Origin of the sequence: Methylobacterium oryzisoli, from assembly GCF_046557895.1 — a bacterium.
In the GTDB taxonomy this organism is placed as follows: domain Bacteria; phylum Pseudomonadota; class Alphaproteobacteria; order Rhizobiales; family Beijerinckiaceae; genus Methylobacterium; species Methylobacterium oryzisoli.
The window spans coordinates 355,496-369,137 of the sequence record NZ_JBKIBX010000002.1 but is presented as its reverse complement, the minus strand read 5'-3'; the positions used below and the strand labels follow the sequence as shown (position 1 = coordinate 369,137).

Here is a 13,642-nt window from a genome sequence, read left to right as displayed (position 1 = left end):
GAGCCGACGCACGACCCGCGACATGGATTGCGGGCACATGGTCTTGTCGAACCGCTCCTCGATGAAGCGGCAGAGGTCCGGCAGCGTCCAGCTCGACGGCTCCCCTCGCTCGGGATCCGGCCCGACCAGGATCCGGTGCACCAGCACCGCCTGCTCGCCCTCGCTGAGGATCTCCCGCCTGTGGCCGTGCGGACGATCCACCAGTCCGGCCAGCCCCTCGGCATTGAACCGGATCACCGCGTCGCGCAGGGCCTGGCGCTCCATCCCGGCCGCCCGCGCCGCCTCGGCCCGGCTCATGCCCTCCAGCGCGTTGGCGACGGCCAGGAGGCGCTGCATCGTGCGTCGGCGGGGCTCGCGCCCGGTGATGATCTCGATCCGCTGCGTGTCGTTCGACATAGGCGCACGCCTAGGCTTTCGCCTAAGCCCTCACGGTTGCGCCCCGCGTCCGGCCGAATTGGGGGCCACTCCACTGCAATGGCAATCATCACCGGCAGCAGCCGCGGGATCAGTCTGGCCATCGCGCAGCACTTTCTCGGTCACGGTGCGTGATTGGTCATCAACGGCTTTGATCCCGCGGAGGCGGGCGCCGCAGCGTGAATTCTCGCCGACCAAGCTGGCGTTGAGCGCGTGGCATCGTATGCAGACGACCTTAGCCTGCCCGACACTTCCCGCGCCCTGGTCGCCTTAGCAATCGAGCGGTTCGGACGCCTGGACGCGCTGGTCTGCAGCGCAGGCATCGACATCATCCCGCCGGGTCTGAACGTACATATCCCCGATCCGTATTGCCGTGGCGGCTCCAATCCGGGCGAAGGCGTAGACTATCGGCGCGATTGATTTCTGGTCGGAAGTGCCCGCTCACAGCTTTTGGTTTGACTACAGCGAGCACGCCTTGGCTCTTTGTCATTATCAAAGGTCGGGTTCGGCAGCACCAGATCAGGGTACGTGACCTTGTTGATCTCACGGTGCAGTCGCTGCAGGGAGATGCCGCGGTCGAGTGTGCCGTCAGCCCGGCGCTCCCGGCCATAGCGCCGTCCGACCCCGCCGCCCGCGTGACCGGTGAGTGCGTGGTGTAACTCCTCACTCAAACCCGCCTCGCGGCAAGCCCGCTTGAAGGTGTGGCGAAATGAATGGAAAGTTTTTGCCGGGTGATCGACGACGTGCGCGCCCAGGTACCGGCCGAACCACTTCGTCCAAGCTTTTGCTTTCGGGTCGATGGGCGGCTCAAACCCGGGCCACAGTGGAGAACCCGACGGCTGCGTGCTGACCCGAGCGGTTACAAGGTCGAGCAGGCGGAGCCGGATCAACTCCCGGTGGATCGGCACGGAGCGCGCAGAGGAGGCGGTCTTGAGGCTCTGATCCTCGCCCTCGCTCGTGAAGTCGAAGTACCAGATCCCGCCGTCGCCTTGGCGCACGTCGCCGACCTTAAGCTGAGCGATTTCGGTGCGCCGAGCCCCGCTGAACAGCGCGATCAAGGGAAACCAGAATGCCGCCTCCCCACGCCCGCCTTGCGGCCGCGCGTTCTGGGCGAACACCGGCGACGCGAGCAGCCGCTGCAACTCCTCAGTGCTGAAGGGCTCGTATGGCTCCCGCTCCGACGGGGCGATCTCGAACCCGACATGGAAGGGGTTCGACCAGGCAGGCAGACTCTCGAAGAAGCCATCCCGCTCGGCTCGTGCCATGACTCCGCCCAGCAAGGCCAAGGTCTTGTTCACCGTTTGGGCATTCCGCTTCGGGAACTTGCCGAGGTCCCGCTTTAGGAGCTCGGGAAGCTTGAGCCGACTGAAGCGGTTCGGCAGTGCCTTGGGCAGCTTGGCCAGTGCGTCCCGGTAGGCTCGACCGTGGGCCTTGGTGATCGCCGTGATCGGCAGGTCGCCGTGGAGTTCGACGAACCGCTGGACGGCCCGCTCGGCCTCGGTAGCTGACCCAGCTCGGGGCTTTCGTGCCCCTCGTCCTCCACCCTCGGCCCAGCGCTTCAAAGCCCCGGTGATCGTCTCACCTCCAGCCTCGACCACTGGTTCAGGTGCGGGAACGTCCTCGCCCTCCAATCTCGATTTGATGCTCTCGAACGCACTGCGCTGGGCCTTCACGAACCCGAGCTCCAGCTGTCGCCAAGCGGGATCATCCGGATGGAGAACAAGGCCCCGCTTCGCCACGGCACGGTTGACCGCCAGGCCGATGACGTCGCTGGGGCGCATCTTGGCCGTTTGCGCGCGCACGTCACGGTCGAGATGATCGATCAGGTAGCGGTAGAGGCTCAGGTCGTCGTTCGTCATCCCGAGCCCGTCGTGATGGACGCGAGCACCCGGTCGAGCCAGCTCGACCCCCATGCCGACGGCGCGGAACGCCTCGTCGTGGTGCAGCAGCTCGATCTCGTGCTCGCGAACGAGAGCGGCGATCTGGTCGGGACTGATGCTGGCAGGTGGACCATCTCGGAGGAAGGCTCGGGCCCGGTCCACGAGCGCATGAGCCTCGGCGATATGGGCGAGCGCCCGGCGCTCGGCTGTCCTGCCGTCGTTCGTCTGAAGGGAGCGGATCAGCTCGGTCTTGAACCGGCCTGCTTGCGCGTTGACGAGGGGGCTGAGCGCCTCCGGCCAGGGGGCTGGGACCGGCTTGCCGGTCAGATCGTCGGGCAGAGGGAAGCGGAACTCGAAGCGATTGGCGCGGCGCTGGACGTACTTCATTCGGCCCATCGTACCTGGTTCCTGTAGCACGCGAGTGTAGCACGCGCTCGGGAGCAAGCACTTGAAAAGCCAACAGCTTCTGAGATCTCAGCGCCTTAGCAGGCAGATGGCGCTCCCAAGGGGACTCGAACCCCTGTTTTCGCCGTGAGAGGGCGACGTCCTAGACCGCTAGACGATGGGAGCTTGCCTCAGCGATGGGCGGGGGTATAGCGACGGCGGCCGGGGTGCACAAGCCTCATTCGGCGGCGATCCGTGGCTTTTCGCGAAGGGGACTGGTGGTGGCAGACGGGGAGGTGCGGCGGGCGGAACTCCCGGCCGCGGAGGGCGCCGAGCGGCTCGACCGGGCGCTCGCGCGCACGTGGCCCGATCTGTCGCGCAGCCGCCTCCAGGCCCTGATCCGCGAGGGCGGCGTGACGCTCGACGGGGCCGAGATCCGCGATCCGTCCCTGAAGGTCGCGGGCGGCGCCCGGGTGGCGGTCACCGTGCCGCCGGCCCTCCCCGCCGTGCCGCAGCCGGAGGAGCGCCGCCTCGCGGTGATCTACGAGGACGACGACCTCATCGTCATCGACAAGCCGCCCGGGCTCGTGGTGCATCCGGCGCCGGGCCATCACAGCGGCACGCTCGTCAACGCGCTCATCGCCCATTGCGGCGCGAGCCTCTCGGGGATCGGCGGGGTGCGCCGGCCCGGCATCGTGCACCGCCTCGACAAGGACACGAGCGGGCTGCTCGTCGTGGCCAAGAACGATGCGGCCCATATGGGGCTGACGCTGCAATTCGCCGATCACGGCGTCACCGGGCGGCTCGAACGGGCCTATCTCGCCCTGGTCTGGGGCGTGCCGGACCCGCGGGCCGGCACCATCGAGGCGGCGCTCGCGCGCTCGGAGCGCAACCGCGAGAAGATCGCGGTGGTCCGTCCCGAGAAGGGCCGGCGGGCGGTGACGCATTACCGCACCGAGGCGGTGCTGGGCGGCGGCGAGCCGGTCGGGCTCCTGCGCTGCCGCCTGGAGACCGGCCGCACGCACCAGATCCGGGTGCATCTCTCCCATCGCGGGCATCCGCTCTTGGGCGACGCGACCTACGGCGGCGCCTTCCGCACCAAGGCGGCGCGCCTCGCGCCCGAGGCGCGCGAGGCGCTGGCCGCCCTCGGGCGGCAGGCGCTCCACGCGGCGGTGCTGGGCTTCCTGCATCCCCGCACGAACGCCTTCCTGCGCTTCGAGAGCCCGCCCCCGCCGGACCTCGCGCGCCTCATGGCGGTGCTCGCGCCCTGAGCCGGATCCGCCGCGATCCGCGGCGCCTCGCGACATCGTGTCTCCGGTGGCGGCCACGAATACCGGCCGATGTGCGAATGGCAACGGATGCACCAAGCGACGGGTCGTGCGTTGAAGGGCGACGGACGCCACCGCCGCCGCGTCCCTACCCGCCGACCCCGCCCTCTGCTATACAGGCAGATCGGACGGCCGGCCGCTCGGAGGCCGTTCACGCTCGCCCGGACCGGGGAGCTTCCAGGAGGTTTGAATGGCTGCTGCACTGCCCGTGCTCGCCAACGAAGGGGGTCTGTCCCGCTATCTCGACGAGATCCGCCGGTTTCCGATGCTGGAGCCGACGGAGGAGTACATGCTCGCCAAGAGCTGGCGCGAGCATGGCGATCGCGACGCCGCCCACAAGCTCGTCACGTCCCACCTGCGGCTCGTGGCCAAGATCGCCATGGGCTATCGCGGCTACGGCCTGCCGATCGGCGAGGTGGTGTCCGAAGGCAATGTCGGCCTGATGCAGGCCGTCAAACGCTTCGACCCCGACAAGGGCTTCCGCCTCGCCACCTACGCCATGTGGTGGATCAAGGCGGCGATTCAAGAATACATCCTGCGCTCGTGGTCGCTCGTGAAGATGGGCACCACCGCCAACCAGAAGAAGCTCTTCTTCAACCTGCGCAAGGCGAAGGGCCGCATCTCGGCCCTCGACGAGGGCGACCTCAAGCCCGATCAGGTCAAGCAGATCGCCACCCGCCTGGGCGTGCCCGAGCAGGACGTGATCGACATGAACCGCCGCCTCAGCGGCGACGCCTCGCTCAACGCCCCCCTGCGCGAGGAGGGCGAGGGCGAGTGGCAGGACTGGCTCGTGGACGACAGCCCGACCCAGGAGACCGTGCTCGCCCGCGAGGAGGAGGGACAGAACCGCCTCGCCGCCCTGCGGGACGCCCTCGACGTCCTCAACCCGCGCGAGCGGCGCATCTTCGAGGCGCGGCGCCTCGCCGAGGATCCGATCACCCTGGAGGATCTGTCGAGCGAGTTCGGGGTCTCGCGCGAGCGCGTGCGCCAGATCGAGGTGCGCGCCTTCGAGAAGGTCCAGGACGCGGTCAAGCGCAACCTCGCGACCCGCGAGACCGCCCGCGCGGGCGTCCCGGCCTGAGCCTCACGGGCCGGACCCGATGCGGGTCCGCGGCGGCGGAGCGGCACGCCCCCCGCTGAGGCCGGGTCCCCCGCGCCGTCGCGCGGGGCTCACTTCCACTGCGCGAAGGCCTCGCGCATCACCCGCTCGCCTGCGGAGCCCTTCTCGAAGGTCAGGATCGCCCGGGTGTTCGAGGCGTAGCGCAGCGGCAGGTCGATCCAGTTGCGCCGCAGCAGCAGGTCGGTGTTGCGCTCGACATCGCCCTTCAGGTTCGACAACCCGATCAGGAAGAGATTTTCGCGGACCGGCACCGGCAGCCCGGAGACGGGCGAGCCGCGCCCGCTCTCGTCGTCCTTGAACTGGAGCAGGCCGACGTCGCGCACCGCCCGCGCCGGATCGGTGGGCGTGAAGGTGAGTTCGATCACGTGCGAGGCCGGCAGGGCCGCGTCGGTGTTGCGACGGATCACGAGGCTCAGCGACAGGCCGGCCTCCAGCGCCTCCACCTCCGCCCGCACCACGGTCTGGAGCGGCTGGCCCTGGCCGGCATTGACCGCGTCGAGGCGCCAGACCACCTGCGCGGGGATCGCCCGGGGCTGGCTGCCCTGGGCGCCGGTCTCCTCGAACAGCGTGGCGCGCTGCGCCACCGCGATCTCGGGGCCGCCGCCCCGCGCCGCGGGAGCGGCGGCGGCCGGTGCGGCGGGCGCCCGCTCGCCGCCGCCGACGCGGTCGGCGAACTTCGAATCCTGGTTCTCGGGCGGGCGCTCGGCCGCGGGCTCGCCGAGGCGCGACTGCAGCGTCTCCGGGGTGTCGCGCAGGGACCACGCCGTGAAGGCGATGGTGCCGATCACCAGGGCGAGCACCAGGGCCACGACGCCGTTGCGCAGCAGGCGCGAGCGGTCGCCCTTCGGCTGCACCACCTCGATGCGCGGGCGCTGGCGGCCGGCCGGGTTGTCGTCGGCGCCGGCCTCGGGCGTCGCCGGTTCGGCCGGCGGAGGCGGCTTCGGGCGCTCGGGCTCCGGCACCTTGAGGGCGATCGGCGGCCCGGGTTCGGGCAGCGCGTCGGCGGCCGGGGCCGGCGGGAGCGCCGGTTCGGGCTCCGGGAGGGCCGGTGCGGGTTCGGGCTCGGGGGCCGGTGCGGGCGTCGGCGCCTCGCCGCCCTGCTCGTTCTCAAGCCGGGCGATCGCGGCATCGAGCGAGCGGCACTCCGCCGCGATGTCCTCCTCGGAGAGCGGCGGGTCGAGGGTGCGCAGCTGCGCGGTCAGCGCGGTCCGGGCGCGCTCGTAGACCGCCCTGCGCATGTCCGGCGAGCGGTCGGGCAGGGCGTCGAGGGCGCGGGCGAGCAGGGGATAATAATCGGCCATGGTCCGCGCCTGCCATGTCGCGGCCCGCACGCTGCGTCAAGCAGGTGGGGCGGAGCCGCGTCCGGGCTCAGTCTTCGAAGGGATTGTGGACCAGGATGGTGTCGTCGCGCTCGGGCGAGGTCGAGAGCAGCGCCACCGTGGTGCCGATCAGCTCCTCGATGCGGCGCACGTACTTGATCGCCTGCGCGGGCAGCTCGGCCCAGGAGCGGGCGCCCGCCGTGGTCTCGAACCAGCCGTCGATGGTCTCGTAGACCGGCTCCACCCGGGCCTGGTCCGCCTGGCTCGCCGGCAGGTGGTCGATCACCTGCCCGTCGAGGCGGTAGCCGGTGCAGATCTTGATGGTCTCGAAGCCGTCGAGGATGTCGAGCTTGGTGAGCGCGATCCCGTCGATGCCGGAGGTCCGCACGGTCTGGCGCACCAGGGCGGCGTCGAACCAGCCGCAGCGGCGCTTGCGGCCCGTGACCACGCCGAACTCGCGCCCGCGCTCGCCGATCTTCTCGCCGATCGCGTCGGTGAGTTCGGTGGGGAAGGGGCCCTCGCCCACCCGGGTGGTGTAGGCCTTCACGATGCCGAGCACGTAGCCGATCGCCGAGGGGCCGAGGCCCGAGCCGGTGGCGGCCTGCGCGGCGACAATGTTCGAGGAGGTGACGTACGGATAGGTGCCGTGGTCGACGTCGAGGAGCGCGCCCTGCGCGCCCTCGAACAGGATGCGCTGGCCGGCCCGCCGCGCCTCGTCGAGGAGCGCCCAGACGGTGTCGGCGAAGGGCAGGATCTGCGGCGCGATGGCGAGCAGCTCGCTCTTGAGCGCGGCCGCGTCGACCTCCTCGATGCCGAGGCCCCGGCGCAGGGCGTTGTGGTGGGCGAGCAGCCGCTCGATCTTGGCGCCGAGCAGGTCGGCATCGGCGAGGTCGACCACCCGGATCGCCCGCCGCCCGACCTTGTCCTCGTAGGCCGGGCCGATGCCGCGCTTGGTCGTGCCGATCTTCAGGGCCGCGTTGGCGTTCTCGCGAAAATGGTCGAGCTCGCGGTGGAGCGGCAGGATCAGGGTGGCGTTGTCGGCGATGCGCAGCGAGTCGGGGGTGATCGACACGCCCTGGGTCTTGAGCCGCGCGATCTCGTCCACGAGGTGCCAGGGATCGACCACGACCCCGTTGCCGATCACCGACAGCGTGCCGCCGCGCACCACCCCCGAGGGCAGCAGCGAGAGCTTGTAGGTGGTCCCGTCGATCACCAGCGTGTGGCCGGCATTGTGGCCGCCCTGGAAGCGCACCACGACATCGGCCTGCTCGGCGAGCCAGTCGACGATCTTGCCCTTGCCCTCGTCGCCCCACTGGGCGCCCACGACGACGACGTTCGCCATTCCGTCCAACCTGTCTTGCCAACTCTGTCCCGATCACGCGCACGGACAGCCCCGGCCAGCGGCGCGGGGCTGTCGCGATGAGCGGGTCTTGATGCGAGGGTCTTGGGCGATCCGGGGCGGGAAATCAAGGAAGCGGCCGGCATCGCGCCGGGGATTCCGCCCCAGCCGGGATCACTTGGCCCACGATCACTTGGCTTCGGTGTTGCCGGTGCCGGGGAGGTCGCCGGGCCGGATGACCCGGGTCGAGTTCGGGTTCGGCTCCGGCGGCTTCACGGTCATGTCGGGCGTGCCGTTCGACGGCGGGCGCAGCACGCCGTCCGATTTCTCGAGCCGGTCGCTCAGCGTCGAGCCGGTCGTGTCGGTGTCGTTCGGCCGCACGCGCTCGGGGATGCGCTCGTTCGGCGGCGGCAGGACGGGGTCGGAGTCGCGCCCCTTCAGCGGCGCGTCGGGCGACTGGGCGAGGGCGGCGGTGCTCAGGAGCGCCGCCAGCGCCAGCCCGGCGCCGCGCATCAGCTTGGCCATGTGTTTCTCCTCTCGGTCGTTGGAGGGGAAACCGGCCCGCCGCGGATCCGGTTCCGGCTCCGCTAACCGCCAAGATGACGGCCGGTCAGGCCGCCGCCATCTCCAGGTAGAGGCCGCGCAGGCGCCGGGTGAGGGGACCCGGCTGGCCGCCGCCGATCCGGCGCCCGTCGATCTCGATCACCGGCATCACGAAGGCCGAGGCGCTGGTGAAGAAGGCCTCGGCGGCCCCGAACGCCTCCTCCAGGCTGAAGGGCCGCTCCTCGATCGTCAGCCCGGCCTCCTCGGCCAGCCGCATCACGGCGCGCCGGGTGATGCCCGGCAGGATGGCGGTGGAGAGCGGACGGGTGACGATGCGCCCGTCCTCCGTGATGATGAAGGCGGTGGACGAGCCGCCCTCGGTCACGAAGCCGTCCTCGTGCATCCAGGCCTCGGCGGCGCCGGCCTCGGCGGCGTGCTGCTTGGCGAGCACCTGGGCGAGCAGCGCCACCGACTTGATGTCCCGCCGCTTCCAGCGCAGGTCCTCGACGCTCACCACCTTGGCCCCCCGGTCGGCCAGGGGATTGGCCGCGATGGTCTTGGCCTGCGTGAACATCACGATGGTCGGCGCCACGTCCGCGGGCGGGAAGGCGAAGTCGCGCTCGGCGACGCCGCGCGTCACCTGCATGTAGACGCCCCCCTCGGTGAGCCCGTTGCGGGCGATCAGCTCCTCCTGCAGCTGCGTCCAGGCGGCCGCGTCGTGCGGGTTGCGGATGCCGATCTCGCCGAGCGAGCGGTCGAGCCGCGCCAGATGCGCGTCGTTGTCGACGAGCTTGCCCCCGAGCACCGCGCTGACCTCGTAGATCCCGTCCGCGAACAGGAAGCCCCGGTCCATGATCGGGATCGACGCGTCCTCGTAGGGCAGGAAGCGGCCGTTGACGTAGACGATGCGGGCCATGCGGGGGTCCTCGGGGGCTGTTTCGCCCTTTCAAGCATCGCTTCTCGGCCCGCCGCAAGCGCGTTTCGCGCCGGCGGGCCGTGCGAGGCGCGCGGTTGCGCGGCCGCGACCCCGCCTACTAGTGTCGCGAAAATCTCCAGCGCAGGACCCGGCCATGCGGCTCTCCCCCGACGCCAGCGGCGTCTATCCCATCGCCCCGACCCCCTTCCTCCCGGACGGCCGCATCGACGAGGCCTCGATCGACCGCATCACCGACGTCTACGGGGAGATCGGCGCGACCGGCCTGACGGTCCTCGGGGTGATGGGCGAGGCGCCCAAGCTCGACGGAGCCGAATCGGCCGCGGTCGCGTCCCGCTTCATCCGGCGCACGCGGCTGCCGGTGATCGTCGGCGTCTCGGCCCCGGGCTTCGCCGCGATGGCCGGGCTCGCCAGGACCGCGATGGATGCGGGCGCGGCGGGCGTGATGATCGCGCCGCCCTCCAGCCTGCGCACCGACGACCAGATCGTCGGCTACTACGCCCAGGCCGTGGAGGCGATCGGCCGCGACGTGCCCTTCGTGATCCAGGATTATCCCTTGAGCTTCACGGTGGTGATGACGCCCGGCGTCATCCGGCGGATCGTGTCGGACAACCCGTCCTGCGTCATGCTCAAGCACGAGGACTGGCCGGGGCTGGAAAAGATCTCGGCCCTGCGCGGCTTCCAGCGCGACGGGTCGATGCGGCCGATCTCGATCCTGTGCGGCAACGGCGGCCTCTTCCTCGACTTCGAGTGCGAGCGCGGCGCGGACGGCGCCATGACGGGCTACGCCTTCCCGGAGATGCTGGTGGACGTGGTGCGCCTCACCGCGGCCGGCGAGCGCGACCGGGCGCACGACATCTTCGACGCGCACCTGCCGCTCCTGCGCTACGAGCAGCAGCCCGGCATCGGGCTCGCTGTGCGCAAGTACGTGCTGATGCGCCGCGGCCTCATCGCCTCGGACGCCCAGCGCCGCCCCGCGGGCGGGCTGACGCCCGCGGCCCGCGCGGAGGTGGACTTCCTGCTCGGGCGGCTCGCCCGGCACGATGCGCGGGCGGTGCTCGCCGGCTAGGCGCAGGCCGCTCTCCGCGCGACGGTCCTCACGCCTCCCCGAAGACCCGGCGGAAGATCGTGTCCACGTGCTTGTAGTGGTAGCCGAGGTCGAAGCAGGCCTCGATGGCCTCGGGCGAGAGCGCCGCGGTGACCTCCGGGTCGGCCTTGAGCAGGGTCAGGAACTCGCCCTCGCCGCGCCAGACCGGCATGGCGTTGCGCTGCACCAGCCGGTAGGCGTCCTCGCGCGAGACGCCGGCCTGGGTCAGGGCCAGCAGGACGCGCTGCGAGTGGACGAGGCCGCCGAGCCGGTCGAGGTTGCGCTGCATGCTCTCGGGATAGACGAGCAGCTTGTCGACGACCCCGGTGAGGCGGGCGAGCGCGAAGTCGAGGGTGACGGTGGCGTCCGGTCCGATCATGCGCTCGACCGAGGAGTGGGAAATGTCCCGCTCGTGCCAGAGCGCCACGTTCTCCATCGCGGGCAGCGCGTAGGCGCGCACCATGCGGGCGAGGCCGGTGAGATTCTCGGTGAGCACCGGGTTGCGCTTGTGCGGCATGGCCGAGGAGCCCTTCTGCCCCTCGGAAAAATACTCTTCCGCCTCCAGCACCTCGGTGCGCTGCAGGTGGCGCACCTCGGTCGCCAGCCGCTCGATCGAGGAGGCCACGACGCCGAGCGTCGCGAAGTACATGGCGTGGCGGTCGCGCGGGATGACTTGCGTCGAGACGGGCTCCGGCGTCAGCCCCATCTGCCGCGCGACGTATTCCTCCACGCGCGGATCGATGTTGGCGAAGGTGCCGACCGCCCCCGAGATGGCGCAGGTCGCGACCTCTTCCCGGGCGGCGAGCAGCCGCTCCCTGGCGCGGGCGAACTCGGCATGGGCCTGGGCGAGCTTGAGCCCGAAGGTGACCGGCTCGGCGTGGATGCCGTGCGAGCGGCCGATGGTGGGGGTGAGCTTGTGCTCGAAGGCCCGGCGCTTCAGCGCGGCGAGCAGCGCATCCACGTCCGCGACCAAGAGGTCGGTGGCGCGCACGAGCTGCACGTTGAAGCAGGTGTCGAGCACGTCCGACGAGGTCATGCCCTGGTGGACGAAGCGCGCCTCCGGCCCGACGATCTCGGCGAGGTGAGTGAGGAAGGCGATCACGTCGTGCTTGGTGACGCGCTCGATCTCGTCGATGCGGGCGACGTCGAACACCGCGTCGCGCCCCTTCTCCCAGACCCGCTCGGCCGCCTCCCGCGGCACCACCCCGATCTCGGCGAGCGCCGTGGTGGCGTGCGCCTCGATCTCGAACCAGATCCGGAAGCGGGTCTCCGGCGACCAGATCGCCGTCATCTCGGGCCGGCTGTAGCGGGGGATCATGTACTCGCTCCGTGATGCGGGTCGCCGGTGTTGCCCAACGTCCTGAGAGCGTTGGCGAAACCGTGCGCAGACGGTGAACAGGCAGACCAGCCGGGGACGGTCGCTGGATGGTGCCGCGATGGCTATTGGAGGACGGCCGGGAAGGCAAGGAGCGGCGCGTCCCCGGCGGGCGACGCGCCAGCCTCGATGGCCCGCAGAACGCCCGGTCTTCATGCAGCAGACACCAGACGTTGATGGCGTTGTGGGGCGCCGTGTGGTCAGTGTCCGGCTCCACAGGGCGACGGAGGATCATCATGCCCACGACCCATCCCGGCCCCGAACCACGGCCGCTGGCGGCGGGCACGGCGCTCGACGCCCTGGAGACCCCCTGCCTGCTCCTCGACGAGGCGCGGCTGCGGGCCAACGTCGCGGGGATGCGCGCGCACCTGACGCGCCTCGGGGTCGCCTTCCGGCCGCACCTCAAGACCGCGAAGTCCCTCGACGTCGCCCGCATCGCCATGACGACCCCGGAGGGTCCCGCCATGGTCTCGACCCTGCGCGAGGCGGAGTCCTTCGCCGAGGGCGGCGTGCGCGACATGATCTACGGCGTGGGCATCGCCCCGGCGAAGCTCGACCGCGTCGCGGCCATCCGGGCGCGCGGTGCCGATCTGGCCGTCATCCTCGACAGCGTGGCGCAGGCCGACGCCGTGGCGGCGCACGCGCGCAGCAGCGGGGATTCCGTGCCGGTCCTGATCGAGGTGGACGCGGACGGCCACCGCTCCGGCGTCGCGCCGACCGACACGGCGACGCTCGTGGCGATCGGCCAGCGGCTGACCGCCGGCCATGCCACATTGCGCGGCGTCCTGCTCCACGCGGGCGACAGCTACGCCATCCAGCACGACCCCACCGCCCTCACGGCGGCGGCCGAAGCGGAGTGCCGCGCGGCCATCATGGCGGCGGAGGCCTTGCGGGCGGCGGGCCTGTCCTGCCCGGTGGTGAGCGTCGGCTCGACCCCGACCGCCCGGTACGCCCGCGACCTTGCCGGAATCACCGAGGTGCGCGCCGGGGTGTTCATGTTCGGCGATCTCTTCCAGGCGGGGGTCGGCTCGGTGGCGGTGGAGGACATCGCCCTGTCCGTGCTCGCCACGGTGATCGGGCATCAGCCGGCGAAGGGCTGGATCATCACGGATGCCGGCTGGATGGCGCTGTCGCGGGATCGCGGCACGGCGCGGCAGGCCGTGGATCAGGGCTACGGCGTGGTCTGCGATCTGGCGGGCCGGCCGTACCGGGACCTCATCGTCGCCGACGCCAACCAGGAGCACGGCATCGTCGCGCTGCGGCGCGGCGCCGAGGCCGCGCTGCCGGACCTGCCGATCGGCTCGCGCCTGCGCATCCTGCCCAACCACGCCTGCGCGACCGGCGCGCAGCACGACCGCTATCACGTCCTCGACGCGCAGGGACGCGTCGGGGCGGTCTGGCCCCGCATCAACGGTTGGTAGGAGAGCACGCCGTGACGGATCCCATCGAGCGCATCGCCACCGCCGCGGTTCCGGCGCCGGTCGGCCACTACTCGCAGGCGACCGCGTGGCGCGACCTCGTCTTCGTCTCCGGCCAGCTCGCGCCGCGCCGCGACGGCACGCCCACGGCCGATCAGCCGTTCGAGGTGCAGGTTCGTCAGGCCCTGGCCAACCTGCTGGCCATTCTGGCCGAGGCCGGCTGCGGGCCGGAGCGGGTGCTGCGCGTGACGGTCTACATCGTCGGGGTGGAGCACTGGCCCGCCTTCAACCGGATCTACGCCGAGGTGTTCGGCGAGGCGAAGCCGGCCCGTACCGTCGTGCCCGTCCCGGAACTCCACCACGGCTCCCTCGTGGAGGTCGAGGCGATCGCGGCGCGGGGCGCGTAGCCCCGGCGCGTCCCGGACCCGACCGCGCGGCCTCGATGGTGGGCCGGCTGTCTTCAGGACGGGGGTGTGACGGTTCGCGGCGGTCGTGGGCTCG

General features: G+C 71.2%; 12 protein-coding genes and 1 tRNA gene. 5 read left to right on the top strand and 8 right to left on the bottom strand.

Translation table 11 applies throughout. The features are described 5' to 3' along the window. The 3 genes from ACKUB9_RS04110 to ACKUB9_RS04100 all read right to left on the bottom strand — a co-directional run. Nucleotides 1-396: helix-turn-helix domain-containing protein (locus ACKUB9_RS04110; RefSeq protein WP_410825760.1), on the bottom strand; the 396-nt coding region annotated here is incomplete at its 3' end. 422 nt (nucleotides 397-818) lie between these two features. Next, entirely contained in the window at nucleotides 819-2,681 is a 1,863-nt protein-coding gene (locus ACKUB9_RS04105; protein ID WP_407519515.1) for a DUF6538 domain-containing protein, read from the bottom strand. A gap of 107 nt (nucleotides 2,682-2,788) precedes the next feature. Then, a tRNA-Glu gene (locus ACKUB9_RS04100) sits at nucleotides 2,789-2,864 on the bottom strand. A 95-nt stretch (nucleotides 2,865-2,959) separates the two neighbouring features. Between ACKUB9_RS04100 and ACKUB9_RS04095 the strand changes: the two genes are divergently transcribed. Both ACKUB9_RS04095 and rpoH read left to right on the top strand, forming a co-directional pair. Further along, nucleotides 2,960-3,949, top strand: coding sequence for an RluA family pseudouridine synthase (locus ACKUB9_RS04095; protein WP_407519529.1), 990 nt, complete (start codon nucleotides 2,960-2,962; stop codon nucleotides 3,947-3,949). Between the two features lie 247 nt (nucleotides 3,950-4,196). After that, nucleotides 4,197-5,087 carry an RNA polymerase sigma factor RpoH gene (rpoH, locus tag ACKUB9_RS04090; RefSeq protein WP_407519514.1) on the top strand — a complete coding sequence of 297 codons (891 nt, stop codon included), beginning with the start codon at nucleotides 4,197-4,199 and terminating at the stop codon, nucleotides 5,085-5,087. 89 nt (nucleotides 5,088-5,176) lie between these two features. Here rpoH and ACKUB9_RS04085 read toward each other — a convergent pair whose 3' ends face one another. From ACKUB9_RS04085 to ACKUB9_RS04070, 4 genes are all read right to left on the bottom strand, one after another. Then, complete coding sequence (locus ACKUB9_RS04085) at nucleotides 5,177-6,427, bottom strand: histidine kinase (protein WP_407519513.1); 1,251 nt, start codon at nucleotides 6,425-6,427, stop codon at nucleotides 5,177-5,179. Between the two features lie 67 nt (nucleotides 6,428-6,494). Next, nucleotides 6,495-7,787: an adenylosuccinate synthase gene (locus tag ACKUB9_RS04080; protein ID WP_407519512.1), complete on the bottom strand. Its 1,293-nt coding sequence runs from the start codon at nucleotides 7,785-7,787 to the stop codon at nucleotides 6,495-6,497. A 186-nt stretch (nucleotides 7,788-7,973) separates the two neighbouring features. Further along, nucleotides 7,974-8,309: a hypothetical protein gene (locus ACKUB9_RS04075; protein WP_407519511.1), complete on the bottom strand. Its 336-nt coding sequence runs from the start codon at nucleotides 8,307-8,309 to the stop codon at nucleotides 7,974-7,976. Nucleotides 8,310-8,394: 85 nt separating this feature from the next. Then, entirely contained in the window at nucleotides 8,395-9,243 is an 849-nt protein-coding gene (locus ACKUB9_RS04070; RefSeq protein ID WP_407519510.1) for a D-amino-acid transaminase, read from the bottom strand. A 154-nt stretch (nucleotides 9,244-9,397) separates the two neighbouring features. On the opposite strand from ACKUB9_RS04070, the gene ACKUB9_RS04065 reads away from it, so the two are divergent. After that, the gene (locus ACKUB9_RS04065) at nucleotides 9,398-10,330 is read left to right on the top strand and encodes a dihydrodipicolinate synthase family protein (RefSeq protein ID WP_407519509.1); all 933 of its coding nucleotides are present in this window, start codon (nucleotides 9,398-9,400) and stop codon (nucleotides 10,328-10,330) included. Nucleotides 10,331-10,358: 28 nt separating this feature from the next. Here the strand turns inward: ACKUB9_RS04065 and purB are convergent, their stop codons facing one another. Then, entirely contained in the window at nucleotides 10,359-11,666 is a 1,308-nt protein-coding gene (purB, locus tag ACKUB9_RS04060) for an adenylosuccinate lyase (RefSeq protein ID WP_407519508.1), read from the bottom strand. A gap of 293 nt (nucleotides 11,667-11,959) precedes the next feature. On the opposite strand from purB, the gene ACKUB9_RS04055 reads away from it, so the two are divergent. Continuing rightward, nucleotides 11,960-13,144 carry an alanine racemase gene (locus ACKUB9_RS04055; RefSeq protein WP_407519507.1) on the top strand — a complete coding sequence of 395 codons (1,185 nt, stop codon included), beginning with the start codon at nucleotides 11,960-11,962 and terminating at the stop codon, nucleotides 13,142-13,144. An 11-nt stretch (nucleotides 13,145-13,155) separates the two neighbouring features. Further along, the gene (locus tag ACKUB9_RS04050; RefSeq protein ID WP_407519506.1) at nucleotides 13,156-13,548 is read left to right on the top strand and encodes a RidA family protein; all 393 of its coding nucleotides are present in this window, start codon (nucleotides 13,156-13,158) and stop codon (nucleotides 13,546-13,548) included. Nucleotides 13,549-13,642: the final 94 nt, after the last annotated feature.